The sequence below is a fragment of the Microbacterium sp. NPDC089320 genome, assembly GCF_040684875.1.
Classification (GTDB): Bacteria; Actinomycetota; Actinomycetes; order Actinomycetales; family Microbacteriaceae; genus Microbacterium.
The window spans coordinates 37,562-62,812 of record NZ_JBFBGY010000001.1 but is presented as its reverse complement, the minus strand read 5'-3'; the positions used below and the strand labels follow the sequence as shown (position 1 = coordinate 62,812).

General features: G+C 66.4%; 28 protein-coding genes. 19 read left to right on the top strand and 9 right to left on the bottom strand.

Annotated elements, in window-relative coordinates:
• Positions 1–43 precede the first annotated feature (43 nt).
• The 3 genes from AB0N61_RS00325 (at position 44) to AB0N61_RS00315 (ending at position 2,124) form a co-directional block, all read left to right on the top strand.
• A complete protein-coding gene (locus AB0N61_RS00325; RefSeq protein ID WP_363360954.1) occupies positions 44–754 on the top strand; it encodes a hypothetical protein in 711 nt (236 codons plus the stop codon).
• A gap of 2 nt (positions 755–756) precedes the next feature.
• Positions 757–1,266: a helix-turn-helix domain-containing protein gene (locus AB0N61_RS00320; protein WP_363360953.1), complete on the top strand. Its 510-nt coding sequence runs from the start codon at positions 757–759 to the stop codon at positions 1,264–1,266.
• Between the two features lie 129 nt (positions 1,267–1,395).
• Positions 1,396–2,124 carry a hypothetical protein gene (locus tag AB0N61_RS00315; RefSeq protein ID WP_363360951.1) on the top strand — a complete coding sequence of 243 codons (729 nt, stop codon included), beginning with the start codon at positions 1,396–1,398 and terminating at the stop codon, positions 2,122–2,124.
• A gap of 257 nt (positions 2,125–2,381) precedes the next feature.
• Here the strand turns inward: AB0N61_RS00315 and AB0N61_RS00310 are convergent, their stop codons facing one another.
• Complete coding sequence (locus AB0N61_RS00310; RefSeq protein ID WP_363360949.1) at positions 2,382–2,654, bottom strand: hypothetical protein; 273 nt, start codon at positions 2,652–2,654, stop codon at positions 2,382–2,384.
• A 120-nt stretch (positions 2,655–2,774) separates the two neighbouring features.
• On the opposite strand from AB0N61_RS00310, the gene AB0N61_RS00305 reads away from it, so the two are divergent.
• From AB0N61_RS00305 to AB0N61_RS00285, 5 genes are all read left to right on the top strand, one after another.
• Positions 2,775–4,103 carry a hypothetical protein gene (locus AB0N61_RS00305; RefSeq protein ID WP_363360947.1) on the top strand — a complete coding sequence of 443 codons (1,329 nt, stop codon included), beginning with the start codon at positions 2,775–2,777 and terminating at the stop codon, positions 4,101–4,103.
• 402 nt (positions 4,104–4,505) lie between these two features.
• Positions 4,506–5,318 carry a bifunctional DNA primase/polymerase gene (locus AB0N61_RS00300; protein WP_363360945.1) on the top strand — a complete coding sequence of 271 codons (813 nt, stop codon included), beginning with the start codon at positions 4,506–4,508 and terminating at the stop codon, positions 5,316–5,318.
• The gene (locus AB0N61_RS00295; RefSeq protein ID WP_363360943.1) at positions 5,305–6,687 is read left to right on the top strand and encodes a phage/plasmid primase, P4 family; all 1,383 of its coding nucleotides are present in this window, start codon (positions 5,305–5,307) and stop codon (positions 6,685–6,687) included. Before AB0N61_RS00300 ends, AB0N61_RS00295 begins: the two co-directional genes overlap by 14 nt.
• A 211-nt stretch (positions 6,688–6,898) precedes the next feature.
• Positions 6,899–7,183: a hypothetical protein gene (locus AB0N61_RS00290; RefSeq protein ID WP_363360942.1), complete on the top strand. Its 285-nt coding sequence runs from the start codon at positions 6,899–6,901 to the stop codon at positions 7,181–7,183.
• 71 nt (positions 7,184–7,254) lie between these two features.
• Positions 7,255–7,770 carry a hypothetical protein gene (locus AB0N61_RS00285; RefSeq protein ID WP_363360940.1) on the top strand — a complete coding sequence of 172 codons (516 nt, stop codon included), beginning with the start codon at positions 7,255–7,257 and terminating at the stop codon, positions 7,768–7,770.
• 15 nt (positions 7,771–7,785) lie between these two features.
• Here AB0N61_RS00285 and AB0N61_RS00280 read toward each other — a convergent pair whose 3' ends face one another.
• On the bottom strand, positions 7,786–8,481 hold the full coding sequence (locus AB0N61_RS00280) for a hypothetical protein (RefSeq protein WP_363360938.1): 696 nt from the start codon (positions 8,479–8,481) through the stop codon (positions 7,786–7,788).
• Between the two features lie 328 nt (positions 8,482–8,809).
• Positions 8,810–9,661, bottom strand: a complete 852-nt coding sequence (locus AB0N61_RS00275) for a toll/interleukin-1 receptor domain-containing protein (protein ID WP_363360937.1) — start codon at positions 9,659–9,661, stop codon at positions 8,810–8,812.
• Between the two features lie 590 nt (positions 9,662–10,251).
• Here AB0N61_RS00275 and AB0N61_RS00270 point away from each other — a divergent pair.
• The 6 genes from AB0N61_RS00270 (at position 10,252) to AB0N61_RS00245 (ending at position 13,653) form a co-directional block, all read left to right on the top strand.
• Complete coding sequence (locus tag AB0N61_RS00270; protein ID WP_363360935.1) at positions 10,252–10,488, top strand: hypothetical protein; 237 nt, start codon at positions 10,252–10,254, stop codon at positions 10,486–10,488.
• On the top strand, positions 10,478–12,100 hold the full coding sequence (locus AB0N61_RS00265; RefSeq protein ID WP_363360933.1) for a recombinase family protein: 1,623 nt from the start codon (positions 10,478–10,480) through the stop codon (positions 12,098–12,100). Before AB0N61_RS00270 ends, AB0N61_RS00265 begins: the two co-directional genes overlap by 11 nt.
• A gap of 87 nt (positions 12,101–12,187) precedes the next feature.
• Positions 12,188–12,400 carry a hypothetical protein gene (locus AB0N61_RS00260; protein ID WP_363360931.1) on the top strand — a complete coding sequence of 71 codons (213 nt, stop codon included), beginning with the start codon at positions 12,188–12,190 and terminating at the stop codon, positions 12,398–12,400.
• Between the two features lie 11 nt (positions 12,401–12,411).
• Positions 12,412–12,822 carry a TadE/TadG family type IV pilus assembly protein gene (locus AB0N61_RS00255; protein WP_363360929.1) on the top strand — a complete coding sequence of 137 codons (411 nt, stop codon included), beginning with the start codon at positions 12,412–12,414 and terminating at the stop codon, positions 12,820–12,822.
• Positions 12,812–13,246, top strand: coding sequence for a TadE family protein (locus AB0N61_RS00250; protein ID WP_363360928.1), 435 nt, complete (start codon positions 12,812–12,814; stop codon positions 13,244–13,246). The genes AB0N61_RS00255 and AB0N61_RS00250 overlap by 11 nt, the downstream gene beginning before the upstream one ends.
• On the top strand, positions 13,243–13,653 hold the full coding sequence (locus tag AB0N61_RS00245) for a pilus assembly protein TadG-related protein (RefSeq protein WP_363360926.1): 411 nt from the start codon (positions 13,243–13,245) through the stop codon (positions 13,651–13,653). The genes AB0N61_RS00250 and AB0N61_RS00245 overlap by 4 nt, the downstream gene beginning before the upstream one ends.
• A 52-nt stretch (positions 13,654–13,705) precedes the next feature.
• Here AB0N61_RS00245 and AB0N61_RS00240 read toward each other — a convergent pair whose 3' ends face one another.
• Together AB0N61_RS00240 and AB0N61_RS00235 are read right to left on the bottom strand one after the other, a co-directional pair.
• Entirely contained in the window at positions 13,706–14,260 is a 555-nt protein-coding gene (locus AB0N61_RS00240; RefSeq protein ID WP_363360924.1) for an NUDIX domain-containing protein, read from the bottom strand.
• Positions 14,257–15,489, bottom strand: a complete 1,233-nt coding sequence (locus tag AB0N61_RS00235) for an MFS transporter (RefSeq protein ID WP_363362018.1) — start codon at positions 15,487–15,489, stop codon at positions 14,257–14,259. The genes AB0N61_RS00240 and AB0N61_RS00235 overlap by 4 nt, the downstream gene beginning before the upstream one ends.
• Before the next feature lie 108 nt (positions 15,490–15,597).
• Here AB0N61_RS00235 and prfB point away from each other — a divergent pair, with 108 nt between their 5' ends.
• Entirely contained in the window at positions 15,598–16,707 is a 1,110-nt protein-coding gene (gene prfB / locus AB0N61_RS00230) for a peptide chain release factor 2 (RefSeq protein ID WP_167947742.1), read from the top strand.
• 14 nt (positions 16,708–16,721) lie between these two features.
• On the opposite strand, the gene AB0N61_RS00225 is transcribed toward prfB, so the two are convergent.
• Positions 16,722–17,825, bottom strand: coding sequence for a DUF2510 domain-containing protein (locus tag AB0N61_RS00225; RefSeq protein WP_363360922.1), 1,104 nt, complete (start codon positions 17,823–17,825; stop codon positions 16,722–16,724).
• A gap of 21 nt (positions 17,826–17,846) precedes the next feature.
• Positions 17,847–19,250 carry a DUF2510 domain-containing protein gene (locus AB0N61_RS00220; RefSeq protein WP_363360920.1) on the bottom strand — a complete coding sequence of 468 codons (1,404 nt, stop codon included), beginning with the start codon at positions 19,248–19,250 and terminating at the stop codon, positions 17,847–17,849.
• Positions 19,251–19,389: 139 nt separating this feature from the next.
• On the opposite strand from AB0N61_RS00220, the gene ftsE reads away from it, so the two are divergent.
• From ftsE to smpB, 3 genes are all read left to right on the top strand, one after another.
• On the top strand, positions 19,390–20,451 hold the full coding sequence (ftsE, locus tag AB0N61_RS00215) for a cell division ATP-binding protein FtsE (protein WP_363360918.1): 1,062 nt from the start codon (positions 19,390–19,392) through the stop codon (positions 20,449–20,451).
• Positions 20,448–21,362, top strand: coding sequence for a permease-like cell division protein FtsX (ftsX, locus tag AB0N61_RS00210; RefSeq protein ID WP_363360916.1), 915 nt, complete (start codon positions 20,448–20,450; stop codon positions 21,360–21,362). The genes ftsE and ftsX overlap by 4 nt, the downstream gene beginning before the upstream one ends.
• Before the next feature lie 85 nt (positions 21,363–21,447).
• Positions 21,448–21,924, top strand: a complete 477-nt coding sequence (gene smpB / locus AB0N61_RS00205; protein ID WP_060927199.1) for an SsrA-binding protein SmpB — start codon at positions 21,448–21,450, stop codon at positions 21,922–21,924.
• Here the strand turns inward: smpB and AB0N61_RS00200 are convergent, their stop codons facing one another.
• Both AB0N61_RS00200 and lexA read right to left on the bottom strand, forming a co-directional pair.
• Positions 21,925–23,790: a prolyl oligopeptidase family serine peptidase gene (locus AB0N61_RS00200; RefSeq protein ID WP_363360914.1), complete on the bottom strand. Its 1,866-nt coding sequence runs from the start codon at positions 23,788–23,790 to the stop codon at positions 21,925–21,927.
• A 50-nt stretch (positions 23,791–23,840) separates the two neighbouring features.
• Entirely contained in the window at positions 23,841–24,527 is a 687-nt protein-coding gene (lexA, locus tag AB0N61_RS00195) for a transcriptional repressor LexA (RefSeq protein WP_167947732.1), read from the bottom strand.
• A gap of 282 nt (positions 24,528–24,809) precedes the next feature.
• On the opposite strand from lexA, the gene AB0N61_RS00190 reads away from it, so the two are divergent.
• Entirely contained in the window at positions 24,810–25,172 is a 363-nt protein-coding gene (locus AB0N61_RS00190; RefSeq protein ID WP_167947730.1) for a LysM peptidoglycan-binding domain-containing protein, read from the top strand.
• Positions 25,173–25,251: the final 79 nt, after the last annotated feature.

Here is a 25,251-nt window from a genome sequence, read left to right as displayed (position 1 = left end):
AGATCCCCCCAGGGCGGCGTTCACCCAGAGAATCGAGAACAAAATGACCGTCAACACCGCGCCATTCGTGCAGGCCTTTACGACCTTCCGGCGTTCGCTGGCTCAGGCAGTGGACTACCAGAACCCGAACTACACGAACTCGGCACTCCACCGTGAGCGCTTCAAGCAGGTGATGGACGCCCGCGCGGCGCTCCTCAACCAGATCCCGGAGGCGAAGGACGCTGACGCGGACGCGCAGATCGCGGAGGTGCTCGAGGGGCTCGCGCCGAAGAACGCTGATGAGGTGGCGCTCCAGGAGGCCGAGTGGCGCAAGGTCGCCGCGCTGGTGGCTGCTGGGCGGTCGCTCGAGGCGCTCATCTTCGCGGCGAACCCGCTTCGCCTGGCCGCGATCGCGCAGTGGATCGAGGTGTCGCCTGAGGCGCTCGCATCGACAGACCCGTCCGGAGTGATTGCTGAGGTTCGCGAGCTGGTGTTCCAGCAGTTGGTCGAGCGTGGCGTTCCGGCCGCTGTTCGCGTCCGAGACCTGACGGCTGACGCCAATCTGGTGTCGGCATGGCGCAACCTGCTGGTTGAGGCGCTGGAGGGTGCAGCTTCGCTCGGTGCGATGTCGCGTGTGGCAAGCCTCGACCCGCAGGGTTACGCGGCGCTCGGGATCGACGAGAACCTGGATCGTGACATCCAGATCGACTACAAGGTTGAGAAGCTGGACGGCCTGAGCCTCCGCCGCGACACGATCGTCGCGAAGCAGGCGTGATCGTGGCCGCGCGTCAGTCCGGGATCCGGACTTCTCCCGAGGTTGAGGCGGAGGTCGTGCGCCTGGTCCGTGAGGGGCAGACGCGCGGGCAGGTCGCCAAGTCTGTGGGTGTCCACCCGCAGACCGTCTCGCGGATCGTTCGGGACACCGAGGGGCTGGAGTTCGCCCGCACGGGCTCCAGTTCTTCGGGCACGCCTGAGGCTATGGCGAAGGCTAGGGGAGTGCAGAGCGAGTACGCCCGGAACCGGCGTGCAGCACTCTCCGATCGGATCATGGATGCGACGGAGAAGACGCTTGACCTGTTGGAATCGACCACGGCTCCCCGGGATCGGCAGTTCCTATCGCAGGCGCTCCGGAACCACACGGCCGCATATGCGGATCTGACGGCACAGGATGCGAAGGCGGCTCCGGACATGCAGATGGTCGTGTCGATCTTCGACAAGTTCAACGCGGGCATGGAGACGTTCGTCGCGGCAGTACCAACGCCGCGACCTGGCCTGATCCAGGATTGACGCTCCGCGCATCTTCCTTGAATCGGACGACCCCGGCACCCCTAGGAGGGCGTCGGGGTCTTTCCGTGTTTCTGGACCCGCCGTCTCTGGCTGGGCGAGCGTGCGCGGTCCGCCACTATGTTCGACAGTGTGGACTGGTGGACTGACTTCTGGACGTGGGTGAATAGCAACCAACTCGCCGCGACGATCATTGGGGGTTTGATCCTCGCCGCACTCTTGTGGGGTTTTGCCCGCCTGCCGAAGATTGGTCCACACGTTCGCGTTGGATTGAAGTGGTTGTGGTCGTGGCGACCCATCAGCGTTCGACGCCACCGGCGCGATATCGCCAACCTCTACGAGGTGGTTTCTGCCGATGTAGAGGGCGCGGCGAAGGCCGCAGCGTCGAAGGCGATCGCCGACTCGGCGGAGTTGGAGAAGCTCAAGAAGAAACTCGTGGATGTGATGGTTGAGAATCGCATTGCGAGCGAAGGAGAGGGACAGCAAGCGGGAAGTCTGATCAGCGTTGCGTCGACGAAACTGCCCGGCCCTGAACCTCGATGGAAGCTGGTGACGCTCAAGAGCGACGCTCCGAATGCTCAGCGTTACGCCATCCTCAACCTTGTCCCGGGCAGCGTTGCTATGAACGTTCGTATGGACAACTCGGACTCGGGATGGTTTTCCTTTGATGATGCCGCGTTCTGGCCCGATCTGTCCGGAGAATCGCGCGGAGAGTTCGGGGGTGTAGTCACATCAACGGACGAGCGAAACAAGGCTCAGCTTGTGTTGACGTGGTTCGATGAGAACCGAGAGAAGAAATCGATGTACTTCGCCGTGCGGGCGGCCCCGAAGCCGGACCCCTGGGCAAAGGTGCCGTTCTAGATCAGTGCGGTCCCTCGCCGCACACGGTGCAGACGCCTGGGGTGACGAGCCCCTCGTAATAGGCATGCTCGATCAGGGGCGCATCGCCCCATGCAGCGGTCTTGTGCGCTTGTCCTTCGGCGCAACGCCCGCAGCATCGGTGCCCGACGACCAGACTTAGATCCAACATCCTGTGCTTCAAGCAACCGTTGTGGTCGCAAGTCCATTCTCCGACGAGGGTCATGAGACGACGCTATCGTCTCGGACTGTCCCCACCCCTAGAGGTTCTTCTTCATCCAGTCGGTCACCTTTGAAGGGATTCCATACGATGCCCATCCTCGGCCGTCTACTGGGATGACTACAACGCCATCGTTCGAGTCGATGTGCTGCTTGATCCCGTCGCGAAGCTGACCCGCTGTAAGCGACGTCTTCACGAAGAAGCTGCTCTTGAGCGGCTTCGCCCACGAGTCGTGTGACTTGAGATACTCGATGAGCTTCGCGTAGTCCTGACCGGACTTGTTGAGGTCGTAGTTGACCCAGTGAACCGCCATGTGCTGTCTCCTCAGATAACGAACAGATTTGAGCCGAGCGTAACCGGGGGGTCCGACATTGATCGGGTGAGAATGCGGTGTCCTCGACTTGTCCGCTCATGGGTCGCTACTGTCGTGCCTATGGCACTTTTTGACATCTGGCCCAAGTACGGATTCAGCGGGAACCCGTACAGCCAGAAGACCTTGCCCGCGTCCGCCGATGGGGCTCAGCTGCTCGCTGGGCGCGATGCGCTGCTCGAAGACGCGATGGAGCGCATAGCGGGCGACCTGGCGAGCCCTACGTTTGAGGGTCCTGTCGGTGCTGGTAAGACAAGCCTGCTCAATGTGGCCACCTACAAATTGCTTGAGGCGTCGACCGAGGCCAGATCGCGAGAACTGTGGCTACCGGCGACCGGTACCATCCAAATCCGTCTCGACGGAGATGAGTTCGAAGCCGAGGTGTACCGGATCGTTTTGCAGACGCTCATCGCGCACGCGGACAAGTTCGAGTACGTCGGATTGAAGGCCCCGAACCTATCAGCCCTTGAGCACTGGTTGACTAAGCCTGAGTACAAGAGCTGGCAGGCCGGTGGGGGCGTTGCGATAGTCAACGCGAACGCGGGTGCGGGGCATGAGCCGAACACTTCGGAGGGCTTCGCGAAGGGTGGCCTTCCAGCCGCCATTCGCCAGGTGCTGACCGACGCATACGACGGCGGTTTGGGCGGCGTCGTGTGCATTCTGGACAATCTGGAACTCGCGGGCAAAGTCGGTGACGCAACGAAGATGCTCGATGTCCTGCGGGATCGTGTTCTCGGGGTTCCCAACATCCGTTGGGTGCTGTGCGGGTCGAGGGGTATCGTCAGCCGCGCAAGGACCCAGCGGCTCAGCGGCGAGTTCATGCCGCCCACGCGCATTCCGGTTCTTACGGAGGATGCAGCGGTGGAGGCAGTGCGACGACGCATCACGCGTTACGGCGGTGAGGGAGCTGTGCCGCCGCTCACACCCGAGAGCTTCCGGACTTTGTACCGCGTGTTGAATCAGAATCTCCGGGACACGATGACGTGGGCGCAGAACTTCTCGTTGTGGCTCCGCGGGCAGTTTCCGGGCGGAGATTTCCCCGATGACGCAGGTAGGGCTGAGTACCTGATGATCTGGTTGGCGGAAGAGGCTGAGAAAGCGACTGGGACGGTGCGCGCCCAGCCTGCCGCCTGGACGTTCTTTGAGCGAATTTGCCGTGAGGGCAATGGGCGCGCGGCGTCGTCCGAGTTTGAGGGCAAGTACGGCTTCGAGGACCAGCAGCAGGGCTCGGGATACGTGACTGTTTTCGCCAACGCCAATCTCATGGTGCGTGAGGTAGATCCAGAGGATGGACGCGCCACGATCAACATGGTGACCGCTGAGGGGTGGTTGGTTTTCTTCCATCGCAACGGCTATGCGCTCGACGACGCTGCAGCCGGGACCGGCGAGTAACTCCCGACCGCTGATGCGCCTCCGGGCCTCAAAGACCGGGGCGCGGCGTCTCGACGTTACGCGCGACACGTCGTCCCCCGTGCACTGCTGTGTACGTCCCCCTCCGGCTGGTAAGATGGGGGACGAAGAAGGCGCTAAGCGCCAACAAACGAGAAAGAGAACTCACCTCCAGGCGTAGGTGAGGGCGAAGGGACCCGGCACCGTAGACCGGCAGCGAAGCACCAGAAGGTGCCGTAGCTAGACGCCAGGACCTTTGGGGTTCTGACTCTTGTCTCGTTCAACACTTCATCCTGACGTCCCGTCTCACTGGGACGTTCGCCCGCTCCCACCCGAGTCTCTGAGCCGGATCTGCGAACTGCTGTTCGCGCCGGTTGTCGACGCCCCCGCAGGCGGTGGCTCCCAGTGAACTACCTGGAGATCGCGCTCGCCAACGCGGCCAATGGCTGGCCCGTATTCCCCGTGCAGCCCGACAAGCGCCCGTACTGGGGGTGGCTCGACTGGGAGAGCCTCGCCAACACCTCGCCCACAGTTATCCGCGACTACTGGACGAGGAAACCCAACGCGCTTCCTGCCGTCACCCCTGGGCGCGTCGACAAGACCGTGATCGACGTTGACCGCAAGCCCGGCAAGCCGGACGGCTGGGAATCGCTCATCGACCGACGCGTACACATCCCGCCCACCACCTTCCGGGGAGCGTCGGTCTCGGGGCTCGGACTCCATCTGTGGTTCCGAGACCTCAGCACCTCGATCAACGGGCTCGTGCCCGGGGTCGATCGCAAGAGCCGAGGAGGGTACGTAGTCACGCCGTACCTGCTCCCGCCGGTGTCGCAAATCAAGGTGCGCGTGCCGCTCGCGCTGCAAGGCGGGAAGATCCGCGAAGGCGCAGTCGGCACGCCATACGCCGGAGGAGTCGTCGCATGGTTCGGCGAGCACTCCGGCCTCACCCCATCGCACGCCGTCCAGAAGGTCGTCCGCCGCTTCACCGGACCGGACGCCGAGAACTTCGCCGGTCACGACCTGCTCCTCGAGGTCCAAACCCACCTAGTCCTGCTCGGCATCGAAGGCCACGGCGGCGTCCCTGAGGCGCTCGACCGCCTGGCCACAGTCTGGGCCGAAACACCACACGCATCCGCGGAAAGCCCCGTCGCGGAGTGGAACACAGCCCTCGCGGGCGCAATCGAGAAGTCCGGAGGGGCAAAGCATGGCAACCACTGACGCCGACATCGCACGCACACTCGCGCAGGCATGGGCCGACGAGTACGCGAACACCGAATCAGGTTGGCTCCGCCAGGAAAACGGCATCTGGCGACCGCTTCCACGTGAAGCCCTACTCGCGGCCGTATCGGACTGGATCTGCTCGAACGTGCAGTCTCCCGACCCGCGCGAGATCCACATGCTCCGGTCTGCAAAGAAGGCGCAGGCCGTCCTGTCGCTGCTGTCAGGGAAGCTCGCCGTACCTCTTGCGACATTCGACGCCGAGGGTGACTTGCTCAACTGCCCCAACGGAGTGGTCGACCTCCGGACCGGAGCAGTCCGGCCGCACCAGCCCGGAGACCGCTTCACCAAACAGACCGCTGTGAACTTCGATCCTGACGTCGACCGGACGAAGTGGGAACGCGCGCTGGAGGCGGTGCCGGAGGACTCCCGGGAGTGGGCACAGTTGGAGTTCGGGGTCTCGTTGTTCGGGCGTCAGTCGCCGCACCCAAGGATCACGATTCTCAAGGGCGGCGGGGCGAACGCCAAGACCACGATCGCCTACGCCGTGCGGGCCGCGGTCGGGGACTACGGGATGCGACTCGACCCCGAAGCGATCAGCGCCGGGGCACGGACCAACCCCGAGTACCACATGGCATCGCTCAAGGGAGTGCGGTTCCTCCTCGCGGAAGAACTTGAGGACCGGATGTTGAACGAGGCAGTGGTCAAGCGCATCACCGACTCGGTGGAGGCGAAGGGGCGGTTCCCCAGCGGCCGGCCATTCGACTTCAAACTGAGTCACGACCTGTTTATCTCGACGAACGCGTCACTACGCATTCGCACGCACAACCGGGGCACCACTCGGCGGTTCGCGGAACTCCCGTTCCCGTACACCTTCACCGCAGAGCCTGTGGAGGCCCACGAGCGCAAGAAGGACCCCGCGATCAAAGCGTGGTTCGAGCAACCACGCCCGGAGGTGCTCGCGTGGCTCGTCGAGGGAGCAGTGAGGGCGTACAAGCAGCCGCACCTGCTGGATCAGTCGAAGTTCCCGCCGTCCGTGCGCCGCAGCACCGCTGACTGGCTCGGAAGTCAGCACCTCGCACAGGAGTTCGTCACCCTGCGCCTCGTGCGCGACCCCGCCGGGTTCGTTCACAACAGCGAACTGCTCGCTGAGTACAACAGGTTCCGGCAGGAACAGGGGCACCAGGTCGGGGTGACGACCCCAACGATGCTGGACGAGCTTCGAGAGACCGTGATCGCTGACCTCATCCCGTCCAGCGTCCGCGAACAGCCCATGAAGGGCAGCGGCCGGAACAAGGGGCGCGCGGTTCTCGGGCTCCGTCTCATCGGCGTCAACGAGACGGTCGAAGACCGGATCGGGGACTTCTGATGAACGCGATCAAGGGCGCTCAGAGCATAGGCACACAGGCACACCTTTCACGGGGGGATTTTTCTAGTGCTCCCAACTTGGGAATCTCCGAAAACCCTCCCTTCATCACGTGTACCTGTGTGCCTACCCACCGAAACCGCCTCGCACGAGTGCAGCGAAGCGCAACCTTCTCATCTCTTCCAACCTTTTCGCGCGCGACGGAGGCGCTCTCATGAACGACACAACAGCAGCAGATGCGGCCCAGGTGCGCCGCATGATTCCGCGCATTCGCCGGATGCTCTCGGAGGCACCGCACGGGGTGTCACGTTCGGATCTTCGCCGTCGCCTGAATAGCCGGGAGAAGCACCTCTACGACGCGGCACTGGGCCTGCTTCTCGCTGTCGGGGACGTAGTGGCCGTGCCGGTGGAGCCGCGCGGGACCCGCTATCTGCTGACCGATGTGGCGCGCCAGCCGGAGCAGGCGCGCACCTCCCGGCTCGAAACCGCCGACAACTAGACCCCCGGCGGCTGGCAGCGTCCCGCCCGGACGTCCGCGCCAGCCGCCGGGCCCAACAAAGGAGAACAAGTATGAACGAGACCAACAGTCCGGCGCGTGATCGATACGACCGCGCTGAGCGAGAGTTCGACATCGGCACCTGGGCGCAGCTTTCCCGTGAACAGATCGAGCGGCACCGCAAGTTCGGTGTTCGTCGGCAGACGCACCGCGATGACCCATTGCCTGAGGTGCCGTACGCGGAGCGTACTGTCCGGCAGGTGATCTACACGTTCAGCCGGATCAACCCGGCATGGGCGGCCGAAGTGCAGCAGCACCGCTCGCCCTACGCCCTTGCCCGGACGCTGGCATTCGTGGCTCACGAGCGCGGCTTCGGTCTCGGCGACGTACTCGGGCGCGTGGAGGCGGACCGGCTGGAGAAGACCCTCCTTGACATAGTGGCCTTCTCGTTCGACGAGGACCCGCCCGCGCTCCACGATCTCACGCGAACCCAGCGCGCGGTCTGGTTTGAATGGTTTGAGCGGGCATTGGCTCTGCCGGTCGAGGATCGGTGGCGCGAGCTACCGCCCAAGTTCGAGCGTGGACAGTGAGTAGGAGCGTGAGAGCTACAGGTAACTTTCGGTGGCAACGATGAAGTCACCAGCCAGCTTGACAGCCGCGTCGCAGAGGTCCTGCGTCTCCTTCATCCGCCGCGTTCGTCTCGAGAAGGTGCCTGGACCCGTCGGCTTGAGAAGGTCAAGTTCATGCACGACCTGGTTGCGAGCGATGAAGAAGTCACTGAACCCACTTAGTGCGGTGTCGGCCAAGGCGCCAGAATCAGGAAGCCCCAGCGCCTTCCTTAGCTTGATCAGCTCCTTGTGCCCTTGCAGACTGCCCTTCGTCAAGTCCGCCATGTATACGTCCCTAAGCGCCTTCGTGGGGTCCAAGCTCATGAGGATCGATTTGGCTTTTGTGGGCTCCGCAGTGTTCAAGCGGCCGCTGTACTCCCGGAGCGCGCCCTGCGCGGCGGTGTGGGTGCTGAGGAGTGTCGGCAAGGCGTCGCGCGTTAGTTGCTTGAGAACAGCGTCGAGACCCGCGCCGGAGAACACGAGGGCCGATCGGAGAATGTCGACTTCGCCGTGCGAGAGTCGCGCGATCGGTACGCCCCTCTTGATCTTGGCGTCTCGCAGCGAATGTAACGTGCCGAACAAGTCGTTGATGCTGTCATGGGCACCTGTAAGCCGCCGCACCGCCTCCTTAGTGCCCCTCCGTGTCGAGGCGACAGCCAACGGGCTAAGTAACAACAGTGCATTCGCCACCATGGGTCGACCGTATCGGCTTCCGCCTCGGCCCAGCATCCCTACAGCTGTTTCTCGGCTCGAAGCCTCTCCGGCGACCGCGGACGCGCGCACCATCCTCCAGGCGATTTCGGTGTACAAGAGGCCGCGGGGAACCCCCTGGGACGTCGAGGACGCCCGCCGGGATGCGCGCGGGCAGATCGTGCACCCAAGGATGAGAGGACGCGCTTCGACCGCTTCGTGCGGGCATCGGATCGGAGTGAGATCGCTAGAGCCTTGGACGTCTCGATCGACGATTGATCGGCTCTTGTTCCTCGACGTCCGTTTGGATGAGTTCTCCTCTCGGGACGCTTCACACCAGTGGATCGTCTCTTCTGCGCCGAGCGCGCACAGCTGGTGTGAACGTCACGCCCTGCTGAATCAGGAAGATTTGCGTGTCGTAGGCGTCAGCGACTGCTTGCAGAAGGTCGGTGTCGAATTCTGCCTCGGTGGATTCTGTATCAAGTCGCAGGGACGGGCCGTGGCGATTTGCGCTACGAAACACTCTTGGCGATGGGGCACCCGGCGGTTGCGTTACGGCTACCAGCGCCGCCTCGACTACGTTCGGGCCGAGCCTGTCCCGATCCTCGTTTGCAGCCTCCGCAGCCTGACGCTCAATACGGCGCACTCGCTCCAGTACTTCTTCAAGCATGGATTCAGCGCTACGTGTCGTCTGTGGACTGTCCATTCCCGACACTTGGTCGACGACCGATTCGAGCTCCGGCCATTTCGAATCGAACAGCGCGTCGATGGATTCCTCCGGGATGTTGGGCGTCAGGTGAGCCAGGTCTCCGATGAACTGTCTGACGTCTCGGCGGTCGCGGAGAAGCGTGCTCTGAAACTGCGCGATCGGTCCAACCACATCAGCTCGGGTCAGGTCGAGAAGGAGGGGCGCAACTTTTCCGGCACCGAGTGTCTTTCCGAGCGCACCTGCCTCAAAATTGATCCAAGGGCTTTGCATGTTGTCCCGCGTAAGGACGACGATCCCGTAGTCGCGATCCTCGAGTTCGCTCGCGATAACGTCCATCCCGCGCTCGCCGCGACGTATGTCCTTCGACGACACAAAGCACTCGACGGCTCCGGCGAGGACTGTGGGCAGCCACGTGCGCAGTGCTTCAGCGACGTGCCTGGAATTGTCGCCGGACCAACTGATGAACACCTTCACGTCACTCACCATAGCGTCGCGTGTACAGCGGAAACGTTCGTCCGGCTTCGGGCTGGCGTTCCTGCGACCTTGGGGGACACGACCCTGGTCCGGCCCGTCCCGGTGCCCGCGAGGTCACGGGAGACCCCACGGGTCGCCGCGGCTGACACCCGAACGGCCGAGCGGGTGCTAGCAGCAATGCTCGGCGTTAACGACGCAGCTGGGTGGGCGTATGCCGACCTCGACCGCGCCCTGCTGTTGGCGCATGAGCGCGGGCAGCGAGAACCTCGCCCGCTACTCGCGCGGGCGGTAATTCCTATGGAGGTAGCAATTGTGGCCGACTATTCTCGGGTGCTTTCATCGAAAGTACAGATAAAGACCAGATCAAGAGGGGTATCGGAATCTAGAGATGAACCAAGAGGACCACGGCGGGCGGAGCAGCACCGGCTTGCCAAGGTGCGTGACCAAGTTCTGTCCGCACTGCCAGAAGCAGCGGCCGGTAGACGACTTCGCCCGCCAGCGTAAAGGCGGCACCGGGCGGCAGTCCTGGTGCCGCGACTGCATCAACGCAACTCGCCGAGAGGCGTACGCCCGATCGAAAGGAACGCATCATGGCAATGCCTGAACGCTTCACCCTCGACGAGTTCATCGTCGCAACTATGGTCTCGCAGGGACCGATCGATCCCGCCCAGACGATCAAGAACTTCCGCGAGATTCGGATGCACGTCGCCCGGGCCGCAGAAATGCACGACCCCGACCTCACGTTAGACAACGAGATTCCCGCCAGCTTGGCTCTCGCGATCGTCAACGACGCGAACGACCTCGAAGGACTCCGCGATGAACGCTAAGCGCGCCGCCTACTACGCCCGAGTCAGCACCGACCTCCAGGTCGATAACACCTCGCTGCCGGAGCAGCGCGAGATCTGCGAGGCCGCGATCAAGGTCCGGGGATGGAACCTCGTTGGGGCTTACGTCGACGAGGGGCTGTCGGGAACTGATGCGAACCGTCCGCAGTGGCGGCAGATGCTCCAGGATGCCCGCGACGGCAAGATCGACGCGATCGTGGTGTCCAAGCTCGACCGCTTCGCCCGCAAGGCCGCTGACGCGATCCGCGAGACCGACCGCTTCGCCGAGATGGGCGTCGACCTGGTGCTTGTGAAAGAGCAGATCGACATGAGCACCCCGCAGGGCAAGATGATGCGGACCGTCATGGCCGGGTTCGCGGAGATGGAGCGCGACACAATCGTGGCGCGTACCGCTGCCGGTCAGCGGGCGAAAGGTCGCGCAGGCGGTTGGGCGGGATCGAAGCCACCGTTCGGGTGGAAGCTCGAAGGGCTCAAGCGCGACGCCCGGCCGGTGCCGGACGACCGGGAGCGTGAGGTGCTCCGCGCGATGTACCGGCTGTTCGTCAAGGAACGGCATTCGACCGCAGAGGTAGCCGAGCGACTCAACCTCATGGGGTTGCACCCGCGCCAGGCCGCGCAGTGGCAGTACCAGACGGTCCGGCAGACCGTCACGAACCCGTCGCTGTGGACGGGGGAGACCGAGTGGGGGTCGGCGACCACCGGAAACTACCGTGCTTCCCGGAGGGTCACGAAGATGAACCGCGACGGGACACCGACATACGGCGACACCGTGAAGGTGCCGCTCGGCAACCCGGTGTTCACGCGGCAGGAGTGGTTGGCCCTCCAGCGGGCGGTCAACAGGAAGGCATCGGTGACGCCCTCAGCCCCGCAGCGGCAGATGCTCACCGGCCGACTGTTCGGACCCTGCGACATGGACAAGCACTATGACGGCGTGACCACGAAGTCCCGCCCGAACCCGTACTACGTGTGCTCGGGGCGGCGGTACCGGTCGAAGGAGCAGCCGCGCTGCTCGTGCTCGCAGATCAGGGGTCCGGCGATCGACGAGCCGGTGTGGGCGGAGATCGCCGCGATGCTGGCCGACCCGGAGCGGCTGGAGCGGCTCGCACGCCAATGGCTTGAGGTGGACGAAGAAGCCGATCTGAACGACGACGCCCCAGTGGTCGCTGCTCTCCGCAAGCAGGCGGCGACGTTGGAGCGGGCTATCGGCCGGGCCAAGGACCTGTACCTCATGGCGGACGACCCAGACGAGCACCGGGCCACCGTGGAGCGCCTACGCGGCGAACTCTCCGAGGTGCGGGAGCGCCTGGAGGCGTTCACGGCTATGCAGTCGGTGCGGGGTGAGCAGGCACAGCGGATCACCGACGTGGCGGCACTTGCGGAGCGCGCCCGTGGCCGTCTCGAGAACGCATCGGCGGCTATGCGCCGCGAGGTCGTGGAGCTGCTCGACGTGCGGGTGATCGTGTCGGACGTTGTGCAGGGGCGTCCCCAGGCGATCACCATTCACGGGGTGTTGGACCCCTCGATGTTCCTGTCGGCTGACGACGCAGAACGCAAGCCAACGGAAGCGGCACGCTCCTCCCGCTCGTCTTCCTGATCCTCCCGCTGTCGGTGCTCTTCGCCATCTACCCAGGCCTTTTCATCCTGCGACTCGGCATCGGCTGAGCGATCACGAAAGGACGACATGAACACCTCTCGATTAGGAAGCACGCGCATCACGGCCCCCGCCTCCCGCGGGCTTGTCCAGGAGCTCATCGACGACGAATCGGGGGACGTGCCCGGGTGGGTGCTGGTGACCCTGATGACGGCCGGTCTCGTCGTGCTCATCTGGGCGGTTGCGGGCCCGGCGCTCAGCGCGTTGTTCGAGCAGGCGATCCAGCGTGTGTCCGGCCTGTGAGGGGTGTTCCGATGCCTGCAGGACCTCCGCGACGCGCACTCGGTGAGGAGCGCGGATCGAGTCCCGTCGAGTTCGTGCTCGTGGGAACGCTGCTCACACTTCTCACGCTCGCGGTGATGCAACTCGCTCTCGCCGTCTATGTGCGAAATGTCGTGCACGATGCGGCCGTCGAGGGCGCCTACTACGCCGCTCTTGCCGACACGACGACGGAGCAGGGCGCAGAACGCGCACGCACGGCGATCACCCGTGCTGTCGGCGCCGGGTACGCCGGTGACGTGAGCGTCGTCCGCTCGACGAGGGGCGATCAGCCGACGATCGAGGTACGCATCCGCACGACGCTCCCGGTGATCGGGCTGCTCGGGGTGCCCCTCGCTCTCGAGGTGCGGGCTCGTGCCCCGGAGGAGTCCTGGGATGCGGGATGACGACGGTTCGGCTGCACTCGAGTTCATCACCGTGGGAGTGATTCTGCTCGTGCCCCTGGTGTATCTGATCATCGCGCTGGGCGCCATCCAGGAGCAGACCCTGGGGGTCGAGGCCGCCGCGCGTCATGTCGCGCGGACCATCGCGCTCGCACCGGACCCGGCCACCGCCGCCGCCACGAGCGAGCGTGTGCTCGCCGACGTGTCCGGTCAGTACGGTATCGATGAGGGATCCACCGGCCTCACTGTGACCTGCTTCCCAGCCGGCGCGGCATGTCCGTCGGCAGGCGCGATCGTCACCGTCACCATCACGGCGTCGGTGGCCTTGCCGCTGATGCCCGCGGTCTTCGGCTCGGACACCGCCGCAGCGATCGGTGTCGAAGGGTCGGCGGTGCAGAAGGTCTCTCGTCTGTGGGGCACAGGGTGAGGCAGCGGACCGACGACGGAAGCGTGCTGCTGTTGACGCTCGGCTATGCGCTGCTCGCACTGGCGCTCATCTTCGTGAGCGTCTCTGCGACCGATCTCTACATCTCGCAGAAGCGGCTGGACGCGATCGCGGATGCCGCAGCGCTCGCCGGAGCAGACGGCTTCACCCTGGCCGTCGACGAGGGGAGTGCGCGTGCGGACCTCACGAACGAGGGGGTCAGGGAGCAGGCCGCCGCGATGCTCGCCGCGCTCCGAGTGCCGGTGATCCTGGAAGCCGCATCGACCCCGGACGGGCACTCCGCCCGGGTGACGGTCGCCACCCGGTGGCTGCCGCCGCTCGTGTCACTGTTCGTACCCGACGGCGTGCGCCTCGAGGCGACCGGGACCAGCCGCACCGCCCTGGGATGACCGTCGCCCGAGGGTTCGAGTCCCGTGAGACACGACCTCATCCGGCGCGACGTCAGCGCGCGAGACGATCGCGCATCCCAGACACCCGTTCGGCGAAGCCGTGCGGCGTCTGCGCCGGCAGCGCGTCGATCGCCCACCAGCGCACGTCCTCCGACTCGTCGCTCACGATGGGGTCGGCCTCGTCGCCGACGATGAGGCCGACCCCGATGTCGAGATGCGATGCGCACCGACCGAACGCCGAGGAGAGCGCGTGGTGGTCGAGGTCGTACACGAGGGGCTCGGAGAGGGCGGAGACGTCGACTCCGGTCTCTTCCCGCAGCTCGCGGAGTGCGGCGCCGACGACGGAGGTGTCGCCGGGCTCGAGATGACCGCCGGGCTGCACCCAGAACTGACCCTTGGCGTGGAAGACCAGCAGGGTGCGGGTGAGCGACCGGTCGAAGACGAGTGCCGACGCGGTCGCGTGATGCGGACCGTCGTCGCGGAGGACGGGCCCATGATCATCGACGAAGAACATCGCGAAGTCGGCTGCGGCCTCACGCTCGTGATCCGTCGACGCGGCGGCCGAGACGACCAGGCGACGCACGTCCGCACCGAGGGCAGCGGTCATGACTCGTCAGCCCGGGTGCGGGGGACGAAACGGGGAATCCAGCGGATGAATCCACCCGCACCGATCAGGCCGATCACTCCCATCGCCGCGGCAGCGACCGGCAGAGAGGCGACCGCGACGATCGCTGAGACCAGCAGGGGAGCGGCGGCTCCTCCGGCATCCGTCAGCGTGCGCCATGAGCCGAGGAACGCTGCCGGCTCGCGCTTCGGCGCGACGTCGGCACCCAGGGTCAGCAGGATGCCGCTCGAAAGGCCGTTGCCGACACCCAGCACGGCGGCGAACATGCCGAACCACAGCACCGCCGCCTCCATATCGTGCGTGAGGGAGAGCGCGAGGAACCCCGCTCCCATCAGCACCATCGCCGGCATCGCGGCCCAGAGACGCCCGAACCTGTCCATCACCTGACCACTCGCGTAGAACAAGGCGAAGTCGATCGCGCCCGAGATGCCGACGACGAGAGCGATGGTCGACGCGTCGAGTCCGAGGGAGAGCCCCCACAGGGGAAGCACGACCTGGCGTGCCGACCGCACCGCCGACAGCGAGGCGGCCGCGAGCCCCAGACGACCGAGCACGGTTCGCTGCTGCCACATCGTGCGGAAGACGCCCGTGCGTGCTGCGGAGGGTATCGAACCGGTGACCGGCTCCCCGGAGTCGTCGGCGAGGGAGGCCGTGCGCACGGCGGTGGTCGGGGGGATCGTCTTCTCGGGATCCGGCCCGAACAGCACGAGCAGCACCATCACGACGAGGCAGCCCAGGAAGAACCAGATCGCTGCGGACTCCGAACCGAAGACCTGCAGCAGCCCTGCTGCGACGAAAGGGCCGATGAAGATGCCCAGGCGGAAGCTGCCACCGAGCAGCGAGAGGGCGCGGGCGCGGAACGCGAGGGGAACCCTCGTCGTCATGAATGCGTGTCGCGCCAGTCCGAAGGCGGCGGCGCAGAAACCCAGGAGGAAGACGGATGCGGCCAGCACGCCGAGCGAGGGAGCGAACACCATGCCGACACCGGCGGCGATGGCTATCGCGCCCGCGATCACCATCGTGAAGCGCTCGCCGATGCGCGCGACAGCCCACCCCGCAGGAAGGTTGCCGCACAGCTGACCCACGACCAGGGCGGATGCCACCAGTGCGGCAAAGGCGACGTCGGCGCCCATCCGCGCTGCGATCACCGGAATCAGGGGGATCACCGCGCCCTCGCCGAGCGAGAAGAGCACGGTCGGCAGGTACACCATCGGCCCGAATCGCTTCAGGACGGAGGATGCGCTGCTCACCCCCTTCACGCTACTCCGGTCCGAACGCCGTCCCCGCCCGGAGGGGCGGCACGTTAGGCTGGACGCGACATGCTCGAACTCGATCTCTCCGCCGACATCCAGGCCCTGCGACTCACCTACGGTGACATCCGCGAGGTCATCGATGTCGAGACCCTCCGCTCCGACATCGCGCGACTCAGCGAGGAAGCCGGCGTGCCGGACCTCTGGGACGACCCCGAACGCGCTCAGAAGGTGACCAGCGCCCTGAGCCACCGGCAGTCGGCTCTCGCCCGAGTCGAGGGGATCGGCCGTCGACTCGACGACCTCGAGGTCCTCGTCGACCTGGCGAACGAGATGGGCGATGAGGACTCCGCGGTCGAAGCCCGCGCCGAGCTCAATGCGCTCACCGAGATCATCAACCAGCTCGAGGTCCAGACGCTGATGGACGGCGAGTACGACGAGCGCTCTGCCATCGTCACGATCCGTTCGGGCGCCGGCGGCGATGACGCCACCGACTTCGCCGAGATGCTCATGCGCATGTATCTGCGCTGGGCGGAGCGTCACAAGTACCCCGTGAAGGTGCTCGACACGTCGTACGCCGAGGGCGCCGGCATCAAGTCGGCGACCTTCGAGATCGACGCGCCCTACGCATTCGGAACCGTGTCGGTCGAGGCAGGCACGCATCGCCTCGCGCGCATCAGTCCGTTCGGCTCGGCCGACAAGCGCCAGACGTCGTTCGCCGCGGTCGAGGTCATTCCGCTCATGGAGGAGGCGACCGAGGTCGACATCCCCGAGAACGACATCCGTGTCGACGTGTTCCGCTCGTCGGGACCCGGCGGACAGTCGGTCAACACGACGGACTCCGCCGTGCGACTGACCCACCTTCCGACCGGCATCGTGGTCTCGATGCAGAACGAGAAGTCGCAGATCCAGAACCGTGCGGCGGCGATGCGCGTGCTCCAGACTCGACTCCTGCTCCTGCAGAAGGAGGAAGAGGCCGCGAAGAAGAAGGAGCTCGCCGGGAACATCACGGCGAGCTGGGGTGACCAGATGCGCTCGTACTTCCTCTACGGTCAGCAGCTCGTGAAGGACCTCCGCACCGGACACGAGTCGGGCAACCCGGCGGCCGTGTTCGACGGCGACCTCGACGGGTTCATCTCTGCCGGGATCCGCTGGCGCAAGCGCAAGGACGAAGACTGAGCGCAGCTCGTCTGTCAGCGATCAGCGCCCTCGAGGGTGCCCGTGATCTCGTCGTAGCTGATCACGATGCACTGGATGGCGCGGTCGTTCAGCCGCTTCCATGAGGACTCGGTGGGCACGAACCAGTAGTTGTCGAGCTCAGAATCGGCGTAGGGGACGCCGATGAACTCCTCGAACGCGGCATCGCACCTGTCTGCGGCGATGGTCTGCAGCCCGTCGTCTCCGGGAAACTCGCCGTCCGGCGCATCGAAGATGAAGTACACCTCATCGGTGTGCGGCGTGTCACAGGGGACGATCGGAAGCTCGTACACCTCCTCCTCCCATTCCATCAGCGGCAGGCAGTGGCCGACCGCGAGCTCGTTGACCGTGACGGTCTCGGCGCCGTCAGCGCCTGCGGAGCCCTCGGGTGCGGCTGCCGTGTCGTCGGGGTCTGTGCTCTGGGACGCCTCAGGGGTCGCAGCGGCTGTCGGCGCTGTCGCGGTGAGCCCTGCCGATCCGAGAGTCAGCAGCACCACCGCCACGGCGACGATGCCGCCCAACACCGCCACCACCATCCCCACCGCTCCCGGCCACTTCGCACCCCGCAGGAACAGGGAGATCAGCGAGAGCACGAATCCGGCTCCGAGCAGGACCCACCCCGCCACCGAGATCGGCGGAATGCACGCGAGGACCACTCCCAGGACTGCCACGCCGAGTCCGATCATGCCGAGGACCGAAAGCGTGGTGGCCCCCCTCGGCGACACAGCACCGTAGGATCCGTACCCAGCCGTCGCATCCTGGCGGGGGTCGAAGGCGTCCGCAGAGGTCTCGGGCGTCCAGGTGCGGCCGTACTGGGGCGTTCCTCCGGGCGCGCCGGCGAACGGACTCCCTGACTGCCAGGCGTAGGGCGGTTCGAAGGCCGGATCCCCCGAGGCGCGTGCGGCGGACGCGTCCTTCACACGCTGGTCCTCGGCGCGCTCGTCGTCGGCGCGCTCGTGCTCGGCGCGATGATGCGGCGCGTCCGATGGCGCAGTCGTCGTCGACGCCTCCGTGGCGACGGTGTGCTCTGTCCACGCCGCGCCGTCCCACCAGCGCTGACGGCCCGATCCGTCGTCGTACCACCCCGCCGGAACCACCATGATCGCCGCCCGCTCCTGGTCTCAGCCGGCTGACGGGGTGACGGTGATGCGTGCGATATCGCGCCCGGCCTCGTCCGTCACGACGAAGACGTAGGACTCGCTCTGCGGGATGTCGAAGGTGATGGGGCCGCTCGCCGTCTGCCCGGGCTCGAGCAGCTCGTTCGGTGCACCCGTCACGAAGAAGTCGAGCTGGCCTTCGACGCCGTCTGCCGTCTCCAGCGAGGTGAACAGCGGGTTGGCTGCCGTCGTGCCCTCGACGCCGGTCCACGTCGTCTCGAGGGTGACATAGCCGCCGTTGGTCGAGGGGACGCTCGAGCCGTCAGTGGTCGACCAGCGCGCGTCCGTGACGGTGATCTCACCGCTGCCGCCCAGAAGGGTGAGCGTGACGATATCGCCGATCGTGCCCTCTTCGACCTGCACCGAGCCCATGCCGTCGTCGGTCGTGCCGTCATCGGTCGTGCCGTCGTCGGTTCCGGTGTCGGAGTCGCTTGACGGCGGCGCCGTAGGCAGGTCACGGACGGCCTCGGACACGGTTGCGAACACGATGACGAAGAACATGACGACCGCGATGATCGCGCCGATGACCGAGAGGATCAGCCCCGAGATGCCGGGCCACTTCTTGCCCTTGAGGAACAGCGAGATGAGTGAGGTGATGAAGCCGACGCCCAGCAGGAGCCATCCGAGCCAGAAGATCACGGGAATGCACGACAGGATCGTTCCGAGTGCCGCGAGTCCGAGCCCGACGAGGCCGAGGATCGACGGTCCGGCCGGAGCCGCAGGGGTCGAGGAGCCGTAGGCGGGCGGGTAGCCGGCCGGGGCGCCGTACTGCTGTCCGGTGGGCGCGTAGGCGGTGGCGCCGGGGTACCCGGGCGCCGCCGAACCCGGATAGGCGGGCGCGACGGGATACTCCTGGGGGTACGACGGAGATGCGGCACCCGCGTAGGCGGGTGCGCCGTCTGAGGGGCCCGCGGCATTCGCATACGGGGGCACGACGTCGTCGGTCCGCGGTGTTGCCTCCGGCGCGGAGGAACTCTGCTCGTGACCGCCTCCGGTCTCGCCGGCGGTGGGATCGACCGCGCCCTCGTCGGCGGACGTGCCGGTCGGAGCCTGCGCTTCGACGCGTGAGTCGGAGGGTGCGGGGGTGTTCCACGACTGGCTCTCGACGGCTGCGACCGATTCGATCGACGCGGCGGTCTCTGCGGCTGCCGCGGAATCCGGGATCGCGTCGGTGGAGGTACCGCCCGCGGCGTCGGAAGACCCGGAACCCGGGTGCGTGGCGGACTCCTCGCTCCCCGCGGCGACTGAGTCGTCGGCGCCGGACGGGGCGGAATCCACGACGGGGGCGAAGTGCTCGGTCCATTGGGTTCCGTCCCACCACCGCTGGCGTCCGGATCCGTCGTCGTACCAGCCTGCAGGCGTCGTCATGGTTTCCCCTCGGAATATCGTCCACGCAGACGGCATGGATCGGCACCTCCATGTATAGCAGTGGAGTGCGACACGCAGGGGGGCCGCGCGGGGTGTCGCTCGCAGGCACACGAAGGCGCGCGCTTAGGCTCGAATCGCCATGATTCGGTTCGAGAACGTCACGAAACGCTATCGCGGGACCTCGCGGCCCGCGCTGTCCGATGTCGACTTCGAAGTGCAGCGTGGGGAGTTCGTCTTCCTGGTCGGCGCCTCGGGGTCGGGCAAGTCGTCGTGTCTGCGGCTCATCCTCCGGGAGGACGTACCCACGACCGGCCGAGTCGCCGTGCTCGGTCGCGACCTGCGCTCGCTCGCGAACCGCAAGGTGCCGTACTTCCGCCGTCACATCGGATCGGTGTTCCAGGACTTCCGCCTGCTGCCGTCCAAGACCGTCTATCAGAACGTCGCCTTCACGCTGCAGGTGACCGGCTCGTCACGCGGCTTCATCCAGCAGGCCGTGCCCGAGGCCCTCGCGCTCGTCGGACTCGACGGCAAGCAGAAGCGGATGCCTCACGAGCTTTCGGGTGGAGAGCAGCAGCGCGTCGCGATCGCGCGGGCGCTCGTCAATCGTCCGCAGGTGCTCCTCGCCGACGAGCCGACAGGAAACCTCGACCCGGCGACGTCGGTCGACATCATGCAGCTGCTCGCCAGGATCAACGCCGGAGGCACGACCGTGCTGATGGCGACCCACGAGGCCGGCTTCGTCGACCAGATGCAGCGCAGGGTCATCGAGCTCCGTGATGGTGAGATGGTGAGAGACGAGGTGCACGGCGGCTACGGAGACACGTCCAACATCCCGCGTCTCGTGCCCGAGGAGGTGCGCGGTGCCGCTGCGGCGGCTGCTCTCACTGCTGTGCAGGAGGTGCAGCGTCAGACCGCCGACCTCTCACTGGTCCGTGCGGCTCTCGCCGAAGAGCTCAGCGCACAGCGCAAGGCGGAGGCGGTGTCAGCGGATGCGGTCCCGACGGCGTCTGAGACTCCTGAGGCGCAGGCCGCGCCGATCGATCCGCCGGTCGTCGAGGAGCAGATCGCCGTCGCTCAGCCTGCTGCCGCTCCGCGGACCCACCCCATCGTGCTGCCGCAGGTCGACGTCGCCGAGCTCGGGGTGGCCGATCGTCTCGGTCTGTCCGACGAAGGCACGGAAGAAGTGGGGCCGACGTCGTGAGAATCGGACTCATCCTCGCCGAGGCCCTCGGGGGCCTGCGACGCAACATCTCGATGGTCATCTCCGTCGTGCTCGTCACGTTCGTCTCACTGACCTTCGTGGGCGCCGCGATCCTGATGCAGGCGCAGATCGGGACGATGCGCGGCTATTGGGCCGAACGGGCCCAGGTCGCCGTCTACATGTGCTCCGACATCTCGGAGCAGGACACCTGCATCGACGGCGGCGCCTCCCAGGAACAGGTCGACGCCGTGCGAGCGCAGCTCGAAGGCGAGGCATTGGCTCCGCTCATCAGCGAGGTCAGCTTCGACTCCAAGGAGGACACCTACGCCAAACTCGTCGACCAGCTCGGCGAGGATCAGGCGAGCGTGATCTCGCCCGAGCAGGCGTTCGAGGTGTTCTTCGTCACGATGAAGGACCCGGGTCAATCTCAGGTCATCGCCGAGGCGTTCAACGGGGTCGCCGGGGTGGAGCAGGTCCAGGACCAGCTGCAGTACCTCGAACCCCTGTTCTCGGCCCTGACCGTCGCGACCTACATCGCGGTCGGCATCGCCGTGCTCATGCTGATCGCGGCCATCCTCCTGATCGGCACGACCATCAGACTCTCGGCCTATGCCAGACGCAAGGAGATCGGGATCATGCGTCTGGTGGGTGCGTCCAACCGCTTCATCCAGACACCCTTCGTACTGGAAGGCGTGTTCGCGGCCTTCCTCGGCTCGGCATTCGCCAGCGCTGCGGTCGTCGCCGGCGTGCACTTCGGCGTCGACGGCTACCTGCGAGGACGCGTGCCGTTCATCACGACCTGGGTGTCGATGCAGGATGCCGTCATCGTCGTTCCGGTGCTGATCGGCATCGGCGTCGTGCTCGCGGCGCTGTCGGCGGGCTTCGCGATCCGTCGCTGGCTTCGCACCTGAGCAGACCGCCGGTATAGACTGACAGGCTGTCGTGCGCCCGAACAGGGCACCGGAACAACTGCACGACGCGGATCAGGAGAGAATCATGCCCAGGGAACGCGGGGAGAAGGTCATCGCGACCAATCGTCGCGCACGTCACGACTACAACATCGAGAAGTCGTACGAGGCGGGGATGGTGCTCACCGGCACCGAAGTGAAGTCGCTGCGCCAGGGGCGCGCGAACCTCAGCGACGGGTACGCGTTCGTCAAGGGGAACGAGGTCTTTCTCGATTCCGTGCACATTCCGGAGTATTCGCAGGGCCACTGGACCAACCATTCGGCGAAGCGCGTCCGCAAGCTGCTCCTGCACCGCGAGGAGATCGCGAAGCTGCAGCACGCGGTGTCCGCCGGCGGTTACACGCTGATCCCGCTGAAGCTGTACTTCTCGGACGGTCGAGCCAAGGTCGAGATCGCTCTCGCGAAGGGCAAGCGCGAGTTCGACAAGCGCCAGACCCTGCGCGAGCGACAGGACACCCGCGAGGCCGAGCGCGCGATGCGCCTGCGCAACCGCGTGGGGGAGTGATCAGCGCGCGGGCGTGAATCCGAACACGCGTCCGAGGAAGGCGAGCTCCCTCTCGAGGGCGTCGATGATCGTCTCGCTCGAGCGGAAGCCGTGGCCCTCGCCCGGGTACAGCACGTACTCGTGTTCGACGCCGCTCTCGGTCAGCGCATCGCGGATCGCCTCGGACTGAGACGGTGGGACGACGCGGTCGTCCGACCCCTGCATCAGCAGCACCGGCACGTCGATCCGATCAGCATGGGTCAGGGGTGAGCGGGCGACGTAGACCGCCTCGGACTCGGGCAACGGGCCCACGAGCCCCTCGATGTAGTGCGCCTCGAAGTCAGGGGAGTGCTCGTTCAGCATCCGCAGGTCGACCACCCCGTATCTGCTGATCCCGGCGGCGAACGTCCCGCCTCGCACCAGGGACGACAGCACCGTCCAGCCGCCCGCTGAGCCGCCTCTGATCGCGATGCGGGCAGGGTCGGCGAGTCCGGCATCCGCGAGGCCGTGCGCGGCGGCGATCACGTCGTCGACGTCGACCACCCCCCACCCGCCGTCGAGTCGTTCACGATACGCCCGGCCGTAGCCGGTCGATCCGCCATAGTTGACGTCGAGCACGCCGATGCCGCGGCTCGTCCAGAATGCGATGGCGGCGGATGCCGCCCCGGTCACATGCGCGGTCGGGCCCCCGTGGACGAGCACGATGTACGGCGGGAGCTCCTCATCCGCAGCCGGCGCGGACGTCGAGGGATTGGTCGGCGCGTACGCGAAGGCGTGGACGGGGCCGTGGGATCCATCGACCAGGACTTCGGACGCGGGCGGCATCCACGCGGGGTCCGCCGGCGTCGCCCCCGTGACGACCTCGACATGACCGGAGTCGACGTCGACGCACCAGACGCCCGGCTCGGTCGTCGAGCTGTTCCCGGAGAGGAGCACGCGTGAGCAGTCGACGGCGTCGACGCTCACATGGCCGTCAGCGGGGACGGGTACGCGGTGAGCGCTGCCGTCGCGCTCGATCACGACCACCCGGTCACGACCGTTCGTGTGCACGGCCACGATCCGCCCGTCGGCGAGCGGGCGGAACCAGCGGTTGCCGAGCACCCAGAGCCCATACCCCGTGTCCGCGTCGGCGTCGGCGATCTGCTCCGCCGGGCCGGCTGCCTGCGAGCCGCTCACACGCTGTCGGTGCAGAGCCCAGCGACCCGAGGGGTCATCGGCATAGAGGATCTCGTCGTCGTTCGTCCACTCGGGCTGCAGGGCGGCGCGGGTGGGCAGCTCCGTGCGCGCGGTTCCGTCCGAGAGCACCAGCGACGCGTGCTGCCACGGCATCCGTCCGCCCGACCATTCGACCCAGGCGGCGCGCGATCCATCGGGAGACAGCGTCGGATGCGCGTAGAACGACGCGCCCTCGACGAGGGTCCTCAGCATCGACGGGTCGTCGGCTGCCGACCCGTCCGCCGGGATCTCGACGATGGCACGTCGGTGAGGGGTCGGAGAGAGGTCCTCGCGCACTGCGAGCAGCCTGCCTCGCTGAAGACGCAGGCCGCCGTGCGCCGGGCCCGGAGGGGTGAGCGGTGTCGGAGCGCCACCGCGCTGCATGCGGTACACGCGCTGATCCTTCGCGTCGACGAAGAACAGCGTGCCGTCGGCGGCGGCGGCCCAGGCCCCTCCGCCGTATTCGTGCACGCGAGACCGGGCGCTCCACGGCGCGGGGAGGATCTCGGCACCGGTCGAACTGCGCACGGTCAGGCGGCCGCCCTCGGAGGGGACCGACTCGCCCCACCAGATCTCGTCGGCCACGAACGCGCTTCCGTCGATCCGCGGCGAGGAGGCGGCGACCTGGGCGGGCGTGAACGGGGAGGGCCAGGTACCGAACGGCGACGACATGGTTCGAGCCTATGGCGCGTCGCCCGGTGTCGCAGGCAGCGCGAGCGGTGTCAGACCGTTCGGAGGACGGCGACGATCTTGCCGAGGATGACGGACTCATCCCCGAGGATCGGCTCGAACGCGGAGTTGCGGGGGAGCAGCCAGGTGTGGCCGTCGCGACGACGGAGGACCTTCACGGTGGCCTCGCCGTCGAGCATGGCGGCCACGATCTCGCCGTTCTCGGCGCTGCTCTGCGAGCGCACGACGACCCAGTCGCCGTCGCAGATCGCCGCATCGATCATGGATTCGCCCGACACCTTGAGCATGAACAGGTCGCCCTTGCCGACGAGCTGGCGGGGAAGCGGGAAGATCTCTTCCACCTGCTGGTCTGCCGTGATCGGGACGCCGGCGGCGATGCGGCCGACCAGCGGGACGAGCGCGGCGTCGCCGACAGGTGTCGCGACATCAGCGGGGTTCTCTCCACTCGCACCGGGGAGGTCGATGAGAACCTCCATGGCACGGGTCTTGCCCGGATCGCGTCGCAGATAGCCGCTCAGTTCGAGCTGGCCCAGCTGATGCGTCACGCTCGAGAGCGACTTGAGGCCCACAGCATCGCCGATCTCCCGCATGCTCGGCGGGTAGCCGTGACGGCTGATCGATGTCTGGATGACCTCGAGGATCGCCATCTGCTTCGGGCTCAGGCTCTTGCGGCGACGGGTGCGCGGGACGTCGGCGTCGGGGGCGGAGATGTCGCTCATGGTGCTCCTCAGGTGTGCGATTCCGGCGTCTCGGTTCGAATGTCGGAGGCCCGTGGTGGGGTGTTCCTGTCGAAACCGTATCCGAGAATCGCGCCGAAGTGGAAGATCTGTTCGAGCGTGTCGGGTGATTCTCATCCACGTGTTTCGAAGAAGTCTTGACAGATGTTCGAATTCGAAGATAACTTCGGAACGTAGCTTCGCATCCACGGCTCCCGGCCGAGACGCGGATGCGAACGCTACGCCACCTTCACCGCTCAAGCGGTAGATGCAGAGGAGCACGACATGAGCACCATCACCTTCAGCAGCGCAGCAGTCCTTCCGGTCCGCCCGGCGACGCGGCTCAAGCTGACGGCACGCGGTCGACGCGTCGTGCTCGCGATCGCCGCGGTGCCGCTCGCGGCGGGAATCGCCTTCGCCGCGCTCAGCGGCGGCAGCGCGATGGCCTCGGGCGAGCAGGCCGCCACGGCATCCTTCGCCACCGTGACGGTGATGCCGGGCGACACGCTGTGGTCGATCGCCGAGGGCGTCGCCCCCGGTGCTGATCCGCGCGACGTGATCGGCGACATCACGCGCCTGAACCTGCTGCGCGGCGGAGAGCTGCAGATCGGGCAGGAGCTGGCGATCCCGGCGCAGTACTCGGAGTGACAGGGACGGGGTCCGTCCGAATCGTCGCTGCCGTGGTGACCGTGTTCACACTCGGTCACCACGGGCATCCCGGCCGCGA

Excerpts from the sequence above, each read along its gene's own strand:
- AB0N61_RS00325 (WP_363360954.1), top strand. The coding sequence starts at position 44 with ATGACCGTCAACACCGCGCCATTCGTGCAGGCCTTTACGACCTTCCGG.
- AB0N61_RS00310 (WP_363360949.1), bottom strand. The coding sequence starts at position 2,654 with ATGGCGGTTCACTGGGTCAACTACGACCTCAACAAGTCCGGTCAGGAC.
- AB0N61_RS00305 (WP_363360947.1), top strand. The coding sequence starts at position 2,775 with ATGGCACTTTTTGACATCTGGCCCAAGTACGGATTCAGCGGGAACCCG.
- AB0N61_RS00295 (WP_363360943.1), top strand. The coding sequence starts at position 5,305 with ATGGCAACCACTGACGCCGACATCGCACGCACACTCGCGCAGGCATGG.
- AB0N61_RS00290 (WP_363360942.1), top strand. The coding sequence starts at position 6,899 with ATGAACGACACAACAGCAGCAGATGCGGCCCAGGTGCGCCGCATGATT.
- AB0N61_RS00285 (WP_363360940.1), top strand. The coding sequence starts at position 7,255 with ATGAACGAGACCAACAGTCCGGCGCGTGATCGATACGACCGCGCTGAG.
- AB0N61_RS00280 (WP_363360938.1), bottom strand. The coding sequence starts at position 8,481 with ATGGTGGCGAATGCACTGTTGTTACTTAGCCCGTTGGCTGTCGCCTCG.
- AB0N61_RS00270 (WP_363360935.1), top strand. The coding sequence starts at position 10,252 with ATGGCAATGCCTGAACGCTTCACCCTCGACGAGTTCATCGTCGCAACT.
- AB0N61_RS00265 (WP_363360933.1), top strand. The coding sequence starts at position 10,478 with ATGAACGCTAAGCGCGCCGCCTACTACGCCCGAGTCAGCACCGACCTC.
- AB0N61_RS00260 (WP_363360931.1), top strand. The coding sequence starts at position 12,188 with ATGAACACCTCTCGATTAGGAAGCACGCGCATCACGGCCCCCGCCTCC.
- AB0N61_RS00255 (WP_363360929.1), top strand. The coding sequence starts at position 12,412 with ATGCCTGCAGGACCTCCGCGACGCGCACTCGGTGAGGAGCGCGGATCG.
- AB0N61_RS00250 (WP_363360928.1), top strand. The coding sequence starts at position 12,812 with ATGCGGGATGACGACGGTTCGGCTGCACTCGAGTTCATCACCGTGGGA.
- AB0N61_RS00240 (WP_363360924.1), bottom strand. The coding sequence starts at position 14,260 with ATGACCGCTGCCCTCGGTGCGGACGTGCGTCGCCTGGTCGTCTCGGCC.
- AB0N61_RS00235 (WP_363362018.1), bottom strand. The coding sequence starts at position 15,489 with ATGGTGTACCTGCCGACCGTGCTCTTCTCGCTCGGCGAGGGCGCGGTG.
- prfB (WP_167947742.1), top strand. The coding sequence starts at position 15,598 with ATGCTCGAACTCGATCTCTCCGCCGACATCCAGGCCCTGCGACTCACC.
- AB0N61_RS00225 (WP_363360922.1), bottom strand. The coding sequence starts at position 17,825 with ATGGTGGTTCCGGCGGGGTGGTACGACGACGGATCGGGCCGTCAGCGC.
- AB0N61_RS00220 (WP_363360920.1), bottom strand. The coding sequence starts at position 19,250 with ATGACGACGCCTGCAGGCTGGTACGACGACGGATCCGGACGCCAGCGG.
- ftsE (WP_363360918.1), top strand. The coding sequence starts at position 19,390 with ATGATTCGGTTCGAGAACGTCACGAAACGCTATCGCGGGACCTCGCGG.
- smpB (WP_060927199.1), top strand. The coding sequence starts at position 21,448 with ATGCCCAGGGAACGCGGGGAGAAGGTCATCGCGACCAATCGTCGCGCA.
- AB0N61_RS00200 (WP_363360914.1), bottom strand. The coding sequence starts at position 23,790 with ATGTCGTCGCCGTTCGGTACCTGGCCCTCCCCGTTCACGCCCGCCCAG.
- lexA (WP_167947732.1), bottom strand. The coding sequence starts at position 24,527 with ATGAGCGACATCTCCGCCCCCGACGCCGACGTCCCGCGCACCCGTCGC.
- AB0N61_RS00190 (WP_167947730.1), top strand. The coding sequence starts at position 24,810 with ATGAGCACCATCACCTTCAGCAGCGCAGCAGTCCTTCCGGTCCGCCCG.